The sequence below is a fragment of the Shewanella sp. WE21 genome (assembly GCF_002966515.1).
Classification (GTDB): Bacteria; Pseudomonadota; Gammaproteobacteria; order Enterobacterales; family Shewanellaceae; genus Shewanella; species Shewanella oncorhynchi.
Genome location: NZ_CP023019.1, coordinates 2,936,342 through 2,952,470 on the forward strand (window position 1 = coordinate 2,936,342; position 16,129 = coordinate 2,952,470).

Consider the following 16,129-nt stretch of genomic DNA (forward strand, 5'->3'; position numbering starts at 1 on the left):
TTAGCCCTTATCTTGCTTAAAAGGAGCCTTTAAGCTCCTTTGTTATTTCTGGGTTTTACTGCTTATACCATTGACTCATAATCTATTTTTATGGCGTGATCATTATTCTATTTTAAAGTCTTTAGCAAACAAGAGCTGTAGAGCCTTCAAGTATTCTTGATCCGGCTTAGGCTGTACTAGTTGGGCCAGTTCATCACCAATCGGTGTTAAGCGATAATAGCTAAAAAGCAGATTACCGCTCTTGGGCGTAAGCTTCATTTGTATGCCTTGCAGGGCAAATTGAATTGGTGTTTTGTTATTGAGTAGGCCGGTTTCGAACTCACTGCTGTGAAGTATTCCCGCATCGACTAAGGTCAAAATACTGGAATAAGGTAGCCCAAACTGGGATAAGCCTAAATTGACTGAGGTGGTTTTACGGAAATACTGGCCAATCCCACCTGACAAGCGGTAGCCACTGATGAGTTTTAGGCGCTGCTCGTTATTTACCTTCGCCGCCATGCCAAGGGCTTTTTCAAGAATTTGTGCTTCCCTGTGAGTCAGTTGCTTGAGCAGCGCTAGGGTACGTAGACTGAAGTTGCCCGGATTCACTATCTCGCTCGACAATATCCGAGCCCATAAATCTTGCATCTTACGGTTATGGATTTGTTCCGCCATCAAGAAAAATTGATGGCTCCAATCGGGATCAAGATCGACCCCAGTGACATCTGAGTGGGTATAACTGAGGGCTAAGGCAAAAATGGTTTCCACATTGGCCTGATATTCGCTCGATAACTTGCGTGCTCTATGTTGAGCTCGCTCGGCTATTGAGGCGTTCGCAGGGCGGTATTCTTGCTCACTGGCGAGCCCTAATTGGCGACCAAGTAGCAGGGCTTTTTTGCGAGCGGATACCTCGGATGCTGACTCGCTTTCTTCTGCCAACAGTAAAATATCTGAATCCTTCATCGCGTTATTAATCCTTGAGCCTGCACTGTGGTTGAGGTGTGGGCTTAGTGAACTCTTACATTCGGTTGTAGCTCACTTTAGATGATCATCTCTTTAGTTTGAGCATCTCGTTAAGCCAATTCTTTGGTTCGTTATTATGCCGTTTTATTTAACGACTTTAGCAATTGATGTCGCACTTTTAGTTGGCCAAGACCATAAGGTTTCATTACCCGGTTCAGGATGGCGCGGAACATTCAGCGCTAGTATTAACGAACATACGGCAAAGCCCGCCCCTATGTAAAATACAAAGGCGGGATCGGTTAACCATAATAAGCCCAAAAGCACAGGAATAATCACAGCCGCTATGTGGTTTATGGTGAAACTGACTGACATAGTGGCGGCAATATCTTTGCTGTCGGCGATTTTTTGAAAATAGGTTTTCATCGCAATTGCCATCGCAAAAAGTAAATGATCGATAACGTAGAGTGCTGCCGCCATATGGGCTTGTTCGACTAGGGCATAGCTGATAAAGACTAAGATGAGTCCAATATATTCCACAGTAAGCGCATTACGCTCACCAATACGTCCAATCAAACGACCAATAGCAGGCGCAAACAGTAGATTAACGGCATAGTTGATTAAGAACAGCGCAGTGATTTCACTGACGCTATAACCAAACTTTTCAACCATCATAAAGCCCGCAAATACCATAAAGATTTGCCGCCTTGCACCTGAAAAAAAGGTGAGCAAGTAATAGAGCCAATAGCGTTTACGCAGTATGATTTTTTTGTGTTGTATTTCCGTTGTCTCAAACTTGGGGTAATACCATGTTATGGTTAGCACAATGATGAGACCTAATACGCCTATAATCAAATACATATGTAGGTAGTCTAGCTTCAACCAAGTCATTACTAGCCAAATGCTGGCATAACCGACTAAAGCGGCCGCCGAACGCCACGCCAGTGCTTTCCCCATAAAACCCGCCGCGTCTTTTTTATCGACCCATTGCAGCGTTAGCGATTGGTTGATGGTTTCAAAATAGTGAAACCCGACGGACATCAGCACAGTCGTTAGATATAGGCCTATGACCTGAGGAAAGAAACCTGTTACCGCTACGCCGATACATAAAATGGCGAGCGAGAGCAGGGCGAAGGCTTGTTCTCGAATGAGCAGCAGCACAAAAATCGCCGTAAAAGCCAAGAAGCCGGGGATTTCGCGCAGGCTTTGTAACATGCCGATTTCAGCCCCAGTGAATTGGGCTTTCTCAATCACGAAGTTGTTGAGCAATGCCTGCCAAACGGCAAACACGAGCGACATAACAAAGGTCATCCACAGCAAGAGTGCTTTAGGATCTTTTGCTTGAATAGCTTTCATTGATAAGGGACTCAGGCGATAAGTGTTCAAATGCTAATGCTTTTTCCTTAGGTTGGCTATATAAGGTGTGACTTATCCCTTTCAATTTTGTAACAATGTTTAGGCGAATTAACTCCCTAGGTTACAAAGACGCTAAAGCGAGAATATACCTAAGGCGTTATTTTTGTGAGGCAGTTAAAACTACCGCATATACTTGGGGTGTTTGGCGCTAAGCCCGTGATCTATTTCATGTAAATTGGCGGGTAAATCACCTAGTATGAAATATCTTAATTGTCATTTTACTTTTGCATACCAAGTTAAATTCCACTGGAATGCCAATGACTCTGAGTGTCCATTGCTACTTTTAGCGCATTTAGTCTGAGCGTTGTGATGTCATTTGATATGCCGAACGGGCATAGAGAGTCGAAATTAAGTCGCCTGCACCGTCTTTTCTAGGCCGCTTATTGTTATTTTGCTTGGGATTAATCGAGGCTAAATTGAAAAGAATTCTTATCATTTACTCTAGTGTTCACGGCCAGACCCAAAAGATTGCTAAAAAGCTCGCACAGCAGTTAATGGCTTTGGGTAATGAAGTGGTTACTGCCGATATCAAGGCCGCTCCAGTGCTCACTGAGTTCGACAAAATCATCATAGGCGCCAGTATTCGCCATGGTAAACATAATCCAAGTTTGTACGAGTTTATTGAAAAGCATCAAGCCGTATTGACGGGTAAGGTCAGTGGTTTTTTCTCTGTCAGTTTAGTGGCACGTAAACCCGAGAAAAACACCCCAGAGACCAATCCTTACATGCAGGCATTTTTAAGTAAAACCACTTGGCGGCCACAATTGCTGCGCGTTTTTGGGGGTAACTTGAATTACCAAGGCTATAACGCTTTAGATAGAAATATTATCCGTTTCATCATGTGGTTAACGAAAGGACCTACGGACCCTGTTACTAATGTTGAATATACGGATTGGCAGAAAGTGACTGAGTTTGGTGAGCAGATCCACAGCGCTTAAGCTTGATATCAAATTTCGGTGCTTCATTTAGCCCTATTCTATTCGCGCCCTGAAAGCTGTATGCATGCCTTAGTCACAAGGGCAAAGGAGCATTAAATATGATCAGTATGATGACTAAACTTCGCTCCTTATCCCGAGTCATTATGGCGCAACTGCATGTGTGGATTGTCGTGTCGACTATTTTACTCGTGTGTTCCAGTCCGTGGATTTTTATGGGCCGACGGATACCCGATAACGCCAGTTTTTGGGATTATTTGCATGTATATTTAGGTTTAGCGTGCACTGTGCTTGGGATTCTTTTTTTACTCAGCAATACCTTGCGTGGCAAGTGGCACCAATACTTTGGCTGGTTGGCGGGCGATTGGGCACAGTTAAAGCAAGATATTGTTGGACTTGCTAAAGGCAAATTCCCCGTCGCTGGTGGTAAAGGGCTGTTTAGTGCCATAGAAGGTATTGGCATGCTGTTGCTGGTGGCTACAGGGGTTACGGGCCTAGTTTGGTTTGTTGTTCAAGGGACGCCAACAGCACTGGCATGGCGTGGTTATCATCAAGTCTTTGCGCAGGCTTTTATTGGTTTCTTGATCCTACATCTCGTCTTGGCTGCGAGCCATATTCTTGATTTTATTCGGCAATAAACTTCATAACCCATATTGAGCGCTTATAACAATCACTTGGATTGAACACGCATAAAAATGGCCTCCTAATTTGGAGGCCATTTTTTATTTCAACGATTGTTTTGAATTAGCTAAGACGTTGCTGACGGGTCACACCAATTGCGGCGGCGAAGACTAGAAATAACCAGCCTAGACTGCCACCCGATGAGGTTTTAGCGGGGGCGGCATCTTTCTCAACTGCAAGGTAGTTAATTAACCCAATTAACTCATCTAAGGTTTTGATACTGTTTAAATTTACTGCATATTTATCGTTCACGATAAAGGCGGGTACGCTGTCGATTTTGAATTCATTCTGCTGGGTGCGCCACAGGGAAAGCTTTTCATTAGTGCTTTTGCTATCGGCTAATTCATCGTATTTAGCAGCATCGACACCAAATTGGGCGAAGACTTTTTTGATGTCATCACGGCTGTTAATTTGCGGCTCATGCTGATGGCCAGGTGCACTATGATCGTGGCCGTTTGCGCCCTCTGCGCCTTGGATTGCGGTAAACATGGCATGGGTTAAGGCGTCTTTGTTATCAACGCTTTGGATCACGGCTAATGAACGCATCACTTCGGTGCCAATGTCGCTATTCATAAAGTCGACATGCTTATTGTCGAAACTTATCTGTTTGTTGAGGTTTGCCTTGATATCAGGCAAATAGTTGGTTTCCATATTGAAGCAGTTATGGCAATAAAATGAATAGAATTCAGTGAGTTTTGGTTCGCTGCTAGGCGCTTTGGTCGAGATTTGAGTGTAATGTGTGCCTTCAACAAAATTGGCGGCAAAGGTGCTCAATGGTGCAATCGCTAAGGTTACAGCCAAGGCTAATTGTTTAATCATAGTTTCCTCAAATTCGGTGGGATTGAATTCACAATGTCAGTCGTTGTTATCGTTGATATTCAACGGTCAACATTAGAGATAGAGTGAGCTTCAACCTAGGAGTTAAGCTAGCCCAAATGGCAGCGTTGACACATAGGTTCAGGTTAAATGGAAAGGCTTAATTATGACTGAATTGGCATGAAGCTAGTAGGCTAAATCTGTGATCTCAATGGAAGTTTTACCTTAGATTTGGCAGGACTGCAGACAGGATCGCATCGCTAAGTCGGTGCATATTGATTAAAGCCCCGTTCTGCATCACCACTGGCTAAATTCTTACGCAATATCCCTAAGCGACTGCCAAGCTTCGCACACCTCGCGAAAACGCGCCGCATCGCCATCGGGCCTGTCTGGGTGCCATTTAAGCGCTAAACGACGCCATTGCTTGCGGATATCACGGGCGGTAGCACTCTCGTCTAATTCGAAAACTCGCAGCGCGTTACCTTTGTTCATCAGATTGATATTTAAGCCAATATAGCTCTTATAATTGCTCCAGAATGCCTCAAGTAATTCTCGTACTACGTTTTCGCTGGTGTCGTAGTTATTCCAATCGAGGTAATACTCACGCAGGGAAGTATCTTGCATTATCAGCAGGTTAACGTTTGATGGTACTAAGCGGAAGATTTGAATTTCCATGGCTTTGACTTGTAGCCATTGCTTGGGCAGTAATATTTCCTGCAGTTCAAACAGGGCGTTCATCAGTAGGAAGTTACGTTTGAATAAATCGTTACCCGGATTTTCATCAAGCTGGTGGATCAGCCCTTGGGTTTGTAATTCAGTGGCTAAGTGATGGATTTTCCAACTTTGATTTGAGGCTTGTAAAACCGTAAGCAACGGCCAGATCAGTGGGTTATCGCCCTTAGTGTTTGCAACTCGAATCGATTGAGGTTCTTCAGTGAGTGAGGGTTTGGCAAATAACATACTGACTGTCCCATCCTAAATTGTGAGTGTTACCAATGCGCCGATAAAACCGCTGGGCTGCAACAAATATGACTCGAAAGGCGACGATAAATGATCATTCACTAAGTTGAGCCGCAAACTATGCCACAGAGCCAAAGTGTAGGCAAAGATGAATTTTAGAGCAATACCGTGATTGTTTACTCCTACTTTAGATGGTTTCTCGGCGTAAATAAGCCGTTAACAGCAGTGAGGTTTTAGGGGAAGGTAGTTAAGAGAGGGCTAGTTTTAGACATGACGCCCTTGTTTATATCACATAAAATCAAGGGCATGCTTATTTTTCACATAGAGTGAAGGACTAGATTTCGGTGAAGATCACTTCTTGATCTAAGCGAGACTTAGGCAACTTAGCGTTGAAATCATTTTCTGAGTGATAACCTAATGCGACAACCACACAGGCACATAGACCTTGCTCCCTTAAGCCTAAGACTTGATTCATTTTAGTGGCATCAAAACCTTCGATCGGACACGCATCAATATCTAATACACTTGCACCGAGCATTAAAGTGCCAAGCGCTAAGTAGACTTGTTTTTCCATCCAATGCTGGGCATCTTTCAGCTCAAATTTATGCATATTAGCGAAGAAAGAACGGCCATTATGTTGGCCTTGCTTGGCTTCTTCATTAGCAAAGCGGCCATCCTTCGCTTCTTGCTCGAGTACTTGCAGTAAGTGTGCTTCATCTAATTGAGCACGAGCACAGAGTACGAGTACATGGGAAGCATCGAGAATTTTTTGGGTATTAAACGCATAGTTTTCGGTCGCTTGGGCAACTAACGCTTTACCTTCCGCCGTACTCGCTAACACAAAATGCCAAGGCTGTGAGTTAGTCGATGATGGGCTGTACTGCAATAAGGTTTTGATTTCTGCTATTTTATCCGCAGGAATCGTCTTAGTTGGATCAAAGGCCTTAGTGGTGTAGCGCTTTTTGGCGAAGAAACTTAAATCACTCATGTAACGGCTCCAAATCATTAAGGAATACAAATTCAATGGCAGCATTTTAAGCAGGTTTAAGTAAAAAACAATGTGATCAAGGCAGGTATTAGTTTCAAAAAAAATTTGAAACTGGGTGCCTATGCGCACTAGACAAAGCTTATGTGTGATGGAGTAGATGGCATGAAGTTTCAGACAATCCCAATTATGCGGATCTTTGATGAAGATAAAGCCAAAGAGTTTTACCTTGGCTTTCTGGGAATGGAATTAGATTGGGAACATCGCTTTGAGGATGGCTACCCGATTTATATACAAGTTTCACTTGGTAATTTTGTTTTGCACTTGAGCGAACATTCAGGCGACTGTACTCCTGGCTGTAAGGTTTTTGTGAATGTGAGTGAACTTGATCAATTATTTGCTCATGTGACTTCTAAGCCATATAAATACAACAAACCTAGTATTGAAGATGCGCCTTGGGGCGATCGTTGCTTTACTGTAACAGATCCGTTTTCAAACAGGATTTTGTTTAATGAAGCAGCAGACACATAACAGAGTGAGGCATTCGAGACCCGCGGCATTTACAAGTTTACGCGCATGGGCACTGCGTTATGCTCTCAGGAGAAAAAATGAGTTCAGTTGAATTGTGGAAAAGCTTTGTTGACGAGTTTGCTCAGTTACATGATGGAGTATTTGAAAAATGGGTCTTGCAAGAAGGGAGCTATCCAAACAGGCAGGAAAATTCAGAAATAAATGAGTTCTTAAAGTCACTAACTGTCCAGCAAAGAGAGATTCTCGTCAAGATGCTTATTAATGCTAGACGTGGTGGTATTCATGATGCCTTAGTACGACTTAATGACAGAATGGACTGCGAAAATGGTCAGTATTACGAAAACGGCATTGAGATGGAATTTCAGCCCTTTGGTTCCACCCTTTACTATGACTATGTTTGTCGCCGAGAAGGGGATAATTGGGAGCAAGAATAGGTATTATCGAAATATCTCGCTTCCAGTGTTCACCCTGCATATAGCCTAGCACACAGCTTAATGATTTCAGTTACTTAACAAAGCAATCGTTGGTTGAAGGCAAACCAAAAGTGCATTATGTTGTTGGTTTAAAATGGATGGCTTGATTTATTATTCGCTAACGCGGATCTGCTTATACCCAACGTTATGTGTAAGGGAATCTTAATGATCGAAAGACCCAAAGTAATAAACCTCACAGAAGCCAGAACGATTCGCAAAGTCCATTGCGGAGAGTGTAACTGGGAGCAGGAAATAGCTGCTATCACTGAGGCTGAGATAAAATGTTGCCCTTGGTGCGGCTGGAGCGATCTGGAAATAAGTACTTTAAAAGCAGAAGGTGGCTTCCAAGAAATAGAATGTCAAAAGCACGGTAGAGTTACGGTTCTACTACCTAGCTCCAATATTGATCCACTAGACTTCATGAACAACTTATTTTGTCCATTCTGTGAGTAACACATAACAATACAAACCAGCCTGATGGCTTTTTCGTTCCTTGTTTTGCTACGCTACCGCAAAACAATCCACTACAAAGCAGCTGTTTGCAGCTTATGCGTTAAGATAGATCGGATATATAAATGGAAAAAGCATTAATAGATATTAGGTATTACGCTAGCGACTCCCTATATGAGACAGGTAAGAGTCTACCTTCGAGTTGTTCTAGATTTTTCAAATTTCCTAAGCTGCTTCATTACTGGGGTGCTCGTATAGCCACAATACTTGGTGAAAATGGATTATCCCTCGGAGAATTCGATCACCTATATGTAAACTACACAAATGCTATTCCAGAAGGCACGATGGTTTTTTCCGATAGAACACCAGAAAAGTGGCTTAGGTATATAGACTGTGGTGTAAATTTTGAGAAATTAAAATCATTAAATGAGTCCGAACTTGAACAATTTGTAATTCGCAGTACCTTTGAGTGTCTTGAGCACCTTTGTAAGTTGAGCATAGAAAAAACCGAAAAAATCAAGCTTGCTTCAAACGAGGTGGAAAGATTTGGTTCTGCGGTCGAGCTTCCGGTTAAGGCAAAACATACTAAGTCATATTCGGTTTTGGTTTCATATAAATTGCGCCCAAATGGCGAAGCATCTCATGGGCTTGTAAAATACATTAACCACAAAACAGGTGCTACTTTCACTAAAAGGTTTGTTGATCTTAAGGGACCATCGGATATATTTCCTCTGGTCGGTACAATTTCAGTGAAAGATGGAAAAGTCCTGATCAAGCCGAGGGCATCATTTAAAACTAGCCTTTACACAAATTCATATCAGATTCCAATGGAGATTGATTTAAGTGAAGCGGCAAGCGCATAACAAGGCGCTGCTAGGGACAAATCTGCGCTGCGCTTCGGTTTGTTCTAGAGCGCGGCGTTAATCCATAGAAAATTTAATCCGAAAATCATAGATTAGAGCAAGAATTCTAACCCATTTATGTCTACTAGCTTTTTACGTATATATAGCAAAACTGGTAGTTAAAATTGGTATTGGGGCACCAGTGACCGTTGGCGACATGGATGTCGCCGTCGAGCCTATAAGGACATATTCACGGCGTGTCGCTGGAGACACAATGACAATAAACTCCCTGAACAGATAAACGGCTATTTAGCTTTTGTTCAATACCTATTAATTCAAAGGCATAATTTTTATGGTGTTGTGAAAGATGATTGTATCCTGATTTGTCTAATTTAGTCTTTGTCATAAACGTTGAATGTTGGGATCCTAATTTGAATCCTTCACTCACTGCACGTACTTATAAAGGTCACGACAGTGAGCGTGAGTGACAGGACTTAAGCCGCTTAAGCTAGCGCAATACTTTGCTTAAAAATGCTTGGGTACGGGCTTCTTTCGGGTGGCTAAATAGTTCATCGGGTGGGCTTGATTCGACTACATAACCGCCGTCCATAAAGATCACTCGATCGGATACATCGCGCGCAAAGCCCATTTCGTGGGTGACAATGACCATGGTCATGCCCTTTAGCGCTAAATCTTTCATCACGTCTAATACATCCCCGACCATTTCGGGATCGAGTGCCGATGTTGGCTCATCGAACAGCATCAAGTCTGGTTCCATCGCTAATGCGCGGGCAATGGCGACCCTTTGCTTTTGGCCGCCCGATAAACTGGCGGGGTAGGCATTGGCTTTGTCACTTAAACCAACCTGTGCCAGTAGGTCGAGGGCTTTGGTCTCGGCTTGAGCTGGCGTCATCAGTTTTAGGCTGATGGGCGCTAAGGTGATGTTTTGGATGACGGTTTTATGGGGGAACAAGTTAAAGTTTTGGAACACCATGCCCACTTTTTGCCGCAGTTTATCTACGCAGGCGTTTGGCGCTGTGATCAATTGACCTTCAATCTCGATATCGCCTTGGCTTGGCTGTTCTAACAGATTAATACAACGCAAAAAGGTACTCTTGCCACTGCCACTTGGGCCGATCACACTCACCACTTCGCCCTGACGAATATGCTCGCTAATGCCCTTGAGCACTTGGTTATCGCCGAAGTTTTTATGCAGGTTGGTTATTTTAATCACTTTGTTTCAACCTCTTTTCAAATTTCGACAGCACAAATGTGAAGCTGTAGGTCAGGAATAGGTAAATAAGGGCGCAGGTAAATAAGGGCACACTATCCTCGAAGGTGCGGCTACGGATGATTTCACCGGCGCGCATAAGGTCAACACCACCGATAAAGCCAATGACGGCGGTTTCCTTGAGGAGCACGATAAATTCATTACCAAGTGCGGGCAGAATATTCTTAATCGCTTGGGGCAGAATAATCGATTTCATGGTCATTGCTTGGGACAAGCCAAGTGAACGGGCCGCTTCGGTTTGACCTTTATCAACGGCTTGAATCCCTGCGCGGATTATCTCAGAAATATACGCGCCGCTATTGAGACCAAAAGCGATAATGGCGGCGGTGATTTTATCGACATCTAAGGCTGAAAGCACGATGAAGTAAAGGATCACTAATTGCACAACTACTGGGGTGCCACGGATCACACCGACATAAAGATTGGCGGGGAAGCGGATATACCACTTAGACGACATCTTCATAAAGGTAGTGCCAATGCCTAACACTGCGCCTAATAACATGGCGAAGAAAGTGACGATTAACGTCACTTTCAAACCATTTAATATCAGCAGTATGCCTATCATGCCATCTTCGCCAATCGGGCTAAACAGCGAGGTATTAATTGCGTCTATCATGCTGATATCACTTTATATGGGCAGAAACGAGCGTCTGATATTGGCCGTCAGCTTTCATATTAGCCAGTGTTTTATTGATGCTCGCCAGCAGTTCAGGCTGCTCTTTTGACACGGCGAAACCATAAAACTCAGCAGGAAAATCCAGTTTAATCATCTTTAATTCAGGATTTTTAGCCAGATAGTTAGCGGCAGGTTCGCTGTCGAATAACACTAAATCCACCTTGGCATTTTTAAGCTCCATAATGGCTTCGAAACCCGTATTAAAGGCGGTGATATTTTGGGTGTATTTCTTTGACATGATGTCAGCGGTTGTGCCTAACTGCACCGCAAAGTGTTTGCCTTTAATATCTTCAAGCGTATGAATACTATTGTTATCTTTATTAACCAGTACCACTTGGGTCGCTTCGTAGTAAGGCTCAGAGAAGTTTACGTTGGCTTGACGTTCAGCGGTTATCGTCATACCTGAGGCGATAAAATCAATCTTGCCTGAGTTGAGTGCGACGATCAGTGAATCGAATTTCATGTTTTCGACTTTCAGTGTCTTGCCCGCATCTTTAGCGATTTGCTTGGCCAGATCGATATCAAAGCCTTTGATTTCATCGCCACTTTGGCCGCCAACATATTCAAAAGGAGGGAAGGCGGCATTGGTGCCAACGACTAACACGTCATCGCTTTTTCCGCATCCAGCTAACAACAAGGTGGCAGTTAAGGTCAGGCCGCCTAATAACATGGATTTTTTCATTTAAGACTCTCTTGTTCGATTTCACTATCAGTGTGGCGACTATAGGCAGATGAGCATTAAGTGTCAATAATTATGCTTTTAATTTGATTAAAAATTCATTTCTATTTTGCGGTTTTCAGTCGCAAGATTGAGGCCCGCTGCTTTCCTGTACAAATTTGTGTGTAAGTTGTTTTTTCTGGGTTGAATTATTGTGCCTTGGTCTATAACTATTGTTACTGTTAGGTTTTTGGCTATCTATACTTCTGTGGTGTTTATTAGCGGCTTCTCAATGAGAGTGTCATAATTTGAACTATCGCCTATTATTCTTTGATTAAATTGGCTAGTTTAGCCGCTCTTTAACGGCAACCTTAGTTGGTGTTATTCCTATTTTATGCAGTTTAATCCTCTGGCTGATTTGATTATCAAGCTAGAAACGATGTTTCAGGAGTCAAAAGTGAACTATCTCAACTCAGCATTAGTGTGCTTAGCCCTGTGCTTATCGAGTGCACTGCAGGCCGAAGAGCAAACTCAGTGGCATTACAGCTTAGGCAGCCATGATTTTGTGGTCGAGGATTCTCACACCTTAGGGGTGAATGCGAGTCTATTGTTAGAACATAAAACCCAAAGCGATATTTTGCTGACGGCGGCGCTGGATGCCTATTTAGACGTAGATGTCGATAAACTCGATCCTGACCACATCCCTGTGTGGTTTAAGTCTGCCTATGCCGCGAGCGGTGAACTTTATCGTGTTAATCCCGCGTTTTCATTCGGTTGGCAGTTCGATTTACAGGGAAAGCGTAATACCGTTAGCTCGGTTGAGAAACAAGCTAAGGTATTTCCTGGGTTGACGGCTAACTTTGACGGACAAGCATTACAGGCCCAGTTCAAGGCGGGTGCGGGTTATTACTATCTCGAAATCGATGACGATGTGCCTAGAACTCGAGGTTACGATCGTGGCGATTTTGGGAATGGTACGTTTGCTTATACCTTTATGGGAAGTGTAGGGGCTAATGTGACGCCTAAGCTACATATGCAAGTGGCCGCACAAACCTGGCAAGACGAAGACCAATGGTTAGAGAATCAATATCGATTTGAGCTGAGTTACCAAACCGATTTTTGGCGGCCCAATAGCGTGTTAATACTGAGCGCTGAGCACACGCAATACAATTTAGACCAATATGCTAAAGTCGATGTTAACTCGGCTGAGTATTTGCCTATTCTGCCATGGGATAGCGATACGCTAGTGCGTTTTAGCTTAGTGGTTCCTTGGTAAGAATAGGGTTATTTATGGGTTAAGTGCTTCTCGACTAAGGCGATCATGGCTTGAGCCGCGAAGGATAAGACTTGGTCTTTGCGCCAAAAGAGCGATAGCTCCCAGCGCAGCTCGTCACTCGCCAGCGGGATATTTACGACGCCGGGCACGCTGTAGCGCCGCGCGATGGAGCGCGGTAATACCATAACCCCTGTGCCCGCGGCGACTAAGGCAATCCCGAAATCGGCTTGGCTAACGCGGGTGATGTTTTTAGGGACAAATCCGGCGTGTCGGCAGGCATTGAGCACTAATTGATAGAGAGTGTATTCGGTTTCGAACATCACCTGAGGGTCGGCACTGAGATCGCTAAATGATAATATCTGTCGGGTGGATAACGGATTTTCCTTAGGCAGTACCACTACCATAGGATCGCTAAACACGCGTATGCCGTCATAACCCTCATCAAAATCAATAATCCCAGTGGCCAGTTCAATTTCGCCCTTTTGGATTGCCGCGGTTTGCTCTACACCGCCACGGACGAGTAAGTGCATCTCTATCTGCGGATATTGCTGGCGATATTTGGCAATAATCGGGGCAAAAATTTCGGCACTACCTAGAGGAGCCAATCCGAGATTGAGTTCGCCCGCGATTAAGCTGCGTTGGGCTGTGAGTTCAGCGAGCATGCGTTGTCGACCAGCGAGTAACTCTTTGCCATGTCGATAAACAACTTCGCCCGCGGGCGTGAGTTTGACTTGGGTGCCGCGTTTACCGCGTTCGAGTAAGATGAGGTCTAGCTCCTCTTCCAATTGGCGTACGGCCTTTGATAGTGCAGGTTGGGTGAGATGGACTTTTTCGCTGGCTTTACCGAAGCCTCCAGCATCGACGATTTCGATAAAATAGCGGATAACTTTGAGGTCCATTAAGGTTCACCTTTAAATGTATTCTTAAAATTCATGCATTGCATTCTTAATATTCATTTTTTTTATCAAATAGGCAAGCCTAGAATAGCCCTATAGAAAACTTTGTTCTAACCGAGAAAATCATGTCATTCCCACAAGCCGCAATACGTCAGTGTCGACATTGGGCTTTGTTATTAAGCCAAATCGGCCTCTTCTGTTTACTGTCCTTCGCATGTCACTGGTTCGCCACTTGGGCAAATTCTCCTATTCCAGGGAGTGTGATTGGCTTAGGCATACTCTTATTTTTATTAGGTTTTAAACTCATTCCTGAAAATGCCGTACAACTGGGCGCCGCTTGGTTGATTGGTGAGTTATTGCTGTTTTTCATCCCGCCAGTGATATCCGTTATTAAGTACGAAGGTTTGTTTGAGCAATACGGCACCAATATATTATTCACTTTAGTGATGGGCAGTGTGTGTGTGATGTTTGGTACAGGCTTTGTGGTCGATAGAGTGTTTCGTTTTGAGCGCCAACTGAACATCAAAAAGCAAGCCCGTCGCCACGCTAAGGCGGCTTAATGATGACAGACTCAAAAGTGGTGGATTTTGTGTTGTCGCAGACCGGATTAGCCTTATTCAGCTTATTGCTGACAATATTCTGTTACTTCGGTGCCAAGCGTCTCTATAAGTACCATAGAGTCTGGTGGTTAGCGCCCATAGTGTTAGCGCCAATAGTGATTACCTTATTGGTGTTTAATCTTAAGATCCCGCTGCCAACCTATTTTGAATACACCCATTGGTTGATGGCCATGTTAGCGCCAGCGACTATCGCCTTTGCTTTGCCGATTTATCGTGAGCGTAACTTGATCCGCCAGTATCCGCTGACGATAGGGTTAGGTGTAACGGCCGGATTGTTTCTGGGGATGATGTCTTCTTGGCTGCTGGTGAAGTTTGTGCCTCTGCCGGTGGAATTGTCTAAGAGTTTGCTGGTACGTTCGGTGTCGACGCCCTTTGCGATGGAGGCGACCAGTGCCTTTGGCGGCGTGCCTGAGTTGACGGCCATGATGGTGTTAATTACAGGCGTCATTGGCATCTTGGTGTGCGATCCCTTATTCAAATTTATGCGTATTCGTACTTCGTTAGGTAAAGGCGTTGCTCTAGGGGCATCTGCCCATGGTGCGGGCGCCGCAAAAGCCAATGAAATCGGCAAGCAAGAGGGCGTTATCGCCAGTTTGACTATGATTTTTATTGGTATCGCTATGGTGTTAGGCGCACCCGTTTTTGCATTGATTTTTATCTAGGTTTTGAATGTTATCGTGTGAGTTTTATGGCTTGAATTTACACACCTCAATTTCGGCAAATTTGCCTCTTCGAGCGCTAACTCCTTCTCGGTTATGCGCTTTTTTTTGAGCTTACCTTCATAAAATGTGGCATGCTGTACCAAGTTGAAATACATAGTATTAATGGTGATACCTATGTCTAGTAAGTCAGACAAACAACCAAACACGCAATGCAGCGTGAGTTTACGCCCGATTATTGAAAGTGATCTTGAAGCTATTTTTGTGCATCAAAGCGATCCCATTGCTAACCAGCTTGCTCAATTTCCTCCTCGGGATCGGGAAGCGTTTTTTAAACATTGGCATCAAAATATTCTGGGACAAGTGAATGTATTACCAAGGGCGATAGTGGTCGATGGCAAGTTTGTGGGCAATATTGGGCATTGGCAAAGTGATGGACAAGCGCTGATAGGGTATTGGATTGACCGTGAATATTGGGGAAAAGGTATCGCGACACAGACCTTAGCGCAATTTTTGCCTTTAGTCAGTTTAAGACCCCTCTTTGCCCATGTGGCTAAACATAATTTAGCTTCACAGCGAGTACTGCTCAGACACAGTTTTGTGCTGACAGACCAACTGATACAAGAGTGTGAAGATACTGAAGCTTTACTCGAATTTGTCTTACGCTAGCGGATAAGATGCTATAACGCGGCATTTTAGGGCGTATGTTAACGCTTTCATTCGCCTAAAATGACGTATTTAGATGCTTGAAACCACTGTTGTACAGGGACTTTTGTTAAAAGTGCAAAAAGTCGCCCATTATTTTCATTTCAAATTATTCTACTGAAAAAAGCCTCTTTCTAAGATTTTGTCTCTACTGTAATTGAATGGACTAGGCCTAGATGCTTTATTGCTCTGGATTGGTGACAGGTTAAGCTGGTTTTACATAAAAAAATTGAGAAGAAAGTGCTGATCTTACTGATAAAAGTCTAATTGCATTCTATTTCTTTCACTGTAGAACTCCTATACTTAGCCAAAACCTGTGC

Annotated in this window: 18 protein-coding genes; 9 read left to right on the plus strand and 9 right to left on the minus strand. The window is 43.8% G+C overall.

The window, feature by feature from the left end:
- Positions 1-102: 102 nt before the first annotated feature.
- Entirely contained in the window at positions 103-942 is an 840-nt protein-coding gene (locus CKQ84_RS12800) for a TIGR03899 family protein (protein WP_105251590.1), read from the minus strand.
- Positions 943-1,086: 144 nt separating this feature from the next.
- Positions 1,087-2,295, minus strand: coding sequence for an MFS transporter (locus tag CKQ84_RS12805; protein ID WP_105253059.1), 1,209 nt, complete (start codon positions 2,293-2,295; stop codon positions 1,087-1,089).
- 476 nt (positions 2,296-2,771) lie between these two features.
- Here CKQ84_RS12805 and hemG point away from each other — a divergent pair, with 476 nt between their 5' ends.
- Positions 2,772-3,293, plus strand: coding sequence for a menaquinone-dependent protoporphyrinogen IX dehydrogenase (hemG, locus tag CKQ84_RS12810; protein ID WP_105253060.1), 522 nt, complete (start codon positions 2,772-2,774; stop codon positions 3,291-3,293).
- A 107-nt stretch (positions 3,294-3,400) separates the two neighbouring features.
- Positions 3,401-3,928: a cytochrome b/b6 domain-containing protein gene (locus CKQ84_RS12815; RefSeq protein ID WP_105253061.1), complete on the plus strand. Its 528-nt coding sequence runs from the start codon at positions 3,401-3,403 to the stop codon at positions 3,926-3,928.
- 106 nt (positions 3,929-4,034) lie between these two features.
- Here CKQ84_RS12815 and CKQ84_RS12820 read toward each other — a convergent pair whose 3' ends face one another.
- The 3 genes from CKQ84_RS12820 to CKQ84_RS12830 form a co-directional block, all read right to left on the minus strand.
- Positions 4,035-4,790 carry a DsbA family protein gene (locus CKQ84_RS12820; protein WP_105251591.1) on the minus strand — a complete coding sequence of 252 codons (756 nt, stop codon included), beginning with the start codon at positions 4,788-4,790 and terminating at the stop codon, positions 4,035-4,037.
- Positions 4,791-5,102: 312 nt separating this feature from the next.
- On the minus strand, positions 5,103-5,747 hold the full coding sequence (locus CKQ84_RS12825; RefSeq protein ID WP_006082872.1) for a DNA-J related domain-containing protein: 645 nt from the start codon (positions 5,745-5,747) through the stop codon (positions 5,103-5,105).
- A 334-nt stretch (positions 5,748-6,081) separates the two neighbouring features.
- Positions 6,082-6,735 carry an oxygen-insensitive NAD(P)H-dependent nitroreductase NfsB gene (locus CKQ84_RS12830; RefSeq protein ID WP_028761757.1) on the minus strand — a complete coding sequence of 218 codons (654 nt, stop codon included), beginning with the start codon at positions 6,733-6,735 and terminating at the stop codon, positions 6,082-6,084.
- Between the two features lie 162 nt (positions 6,736-6,897).
- On the opposite strand from CKQ84_RS12830, the gene CKQ84_RS12835 reads away from it, so the two are divergent.
- The 3 genes from CKQ84_RS12835 to CKQ84_RS12850 all read left to right on the plus strand — a co-directional run bounded on the left by CKQ84_RS12835 (position 6,898) and on the right by CKQ84_RS12850 (position 9,049).
- Positions 6,898-7,263, plus strand: a complete 366-nt coding sequence (locus tag CKQ84_RS12835; RefSeq protein WP_105251592.1) for a glyoxalase superfamily protein — start codon at positions 6,898-6,900, stop codon at positions 7,261-7,263.
- A gap of 77 nt (positions 7,264-7,340) precedes the next feature.
- Positions 7,341-7,697, plus strand: a complete 357-nt coding sequence (locus tag CKQ84_RS12840; RefSeq protein WP_014611206.1) for a DUF6547 family protein — start codon at positions 7,341-7,343, stop codon at positions 7,695-7,697.
- 614 nt (positions 7,698-8,311) lie between these two features.
- Positions 8,312-9,049, plus strand: a complete 738-nt coding sequence (locus CKQ84_RS12850) for a hypothetical protein (RefSeq protein WP_105251594.1) — start codon at positions 8,312-8,314, stop codon at positions 9,047-9,049.
- Between the two features lie 487 nt (positions 9,050-9,536).
- Here CKQ84_RS12850 and CKQ84_RS12855 read toward each other — a convergent pair whose 3' ends face one another.
- From CKQ84_RS12855 to CKQ84_RS12865, 3 genes are read right to left on the minus strand one after another with little or no spacing between them, the layout of a single operon-like run.
- Positions 9,537-10,262: an amino acid ABC transporter ATP-binding protein gene (locus CKQ84_RS12855; RefSeq protein WP_028761645.1), complete on the minus strand. Its 726-nt coding sequence runs from the start codon at positions 10,260-10,262 to the stop codon at positions 9,537-9,539.
- On the minus strand, positions 10,255-10,935 hold the full coding sequence (locus CKQ84_RS12860; protein WP_006085903.1) for an amino acid ABC transporter permease: 681 nt from the start codon (positions 10,933-10,935) through the stop codon (positions 10,255-10,257). The genes CKQ84_RS12855 and CKQ84_RS12860 overlap by 8 nt, the downstream gene beginning before the upstream one ends.
- Positions 10,936-10,942: 7 nt before the next feature.
- Positions 10,943-11,677, minus strand: coding sequence for a basic amino acid ABC transporter substrate-binding protein (locus CKQ84_RS12865; protein WP_105251595.1), 735 nt, complete (start codon positions 11,675-11,677; stop codon positions 10,943-10,945).
- 370 nt (positions 11,678-12,047) lie between these two features.
- Between CKQ84_RS12865 and CKQ84_RS12870 the strand changes: the two genes are divergently transcribed.
- Positions 12,048-12,929 carry a hypothetical protein gene (locus tag CKQ84_RS12870; protein WP_105251596.1) on the plus strand — a complete coding sequence of 294 codons (882 nt, stop codon included), beginning with the start codon at positions 12,048-12,050 and terminating at the stop codon, positions 12,927-12,929.
- A gap of 8 nt (positions 12,930-12,937) precedes the next feature.
- Here CKQ84_RS12870 and CKQ84_RS12875 read toward each other — a convergent pair whose 3' ends face one another.
- On the minus strand, positions 12,938-13,828 hold the full coding sequence (locus tag CKQ84_RS12875) for a LysR family transcriptional regulator (RefSeq protein WP_105251597.1): 891 nt from the start codon (positions 13,826-13,828) through the stop codon (positions 12,938-12,940).
- A gap of 122 nt (positions 13,829-13,950) precedes the next feature.
- Between CKQ84_RS12875 and CKQ84_RS12880 the strand changes: the two genes are divergently transcribed.
- The 3 genes from CKQ84_RS12880 (at position 13,951) to CKQ84_RS12890 (ending at position 15,773) form a co-directional block, all read left to right on the plus strand.
- Positions 13,951-14,385 (plus strand): CidA/LrgA family protein, encoded by a 435-nt coding sequence (locus tag CKQ84_RS12880; protein ID WP_105251598.1) that lies wholly within the window; start codon positions 13,951-13,953, stop codon positions 14,383-14,385.
- Between the two features lie 2 nt (positions 14,386-14,387).
- On the plus strand, positions 14,388-15,107 hold the full coding sequence (locus CKQ84_RS12885; protein WP_028761650.1) for an LrgB family protein: 720 nt from the start codon (positions 14,388-14,390) through the stop codon (positions 15,105-15,107).
- A 174-nt stretch (positions 15,108-15,281) separates the two neighbouring features.
- Entirely contained in the window at positions 15,282-15,773 is a 492-nt protein-coding gene (locus CKQ84_RS12890) for a GNAT family N-acetyltransferase (RefSeq protein WP_105251599.1), read from the plus strand.
- Positions 15,774-16,129: the final 356 nt, after the last annotated feature.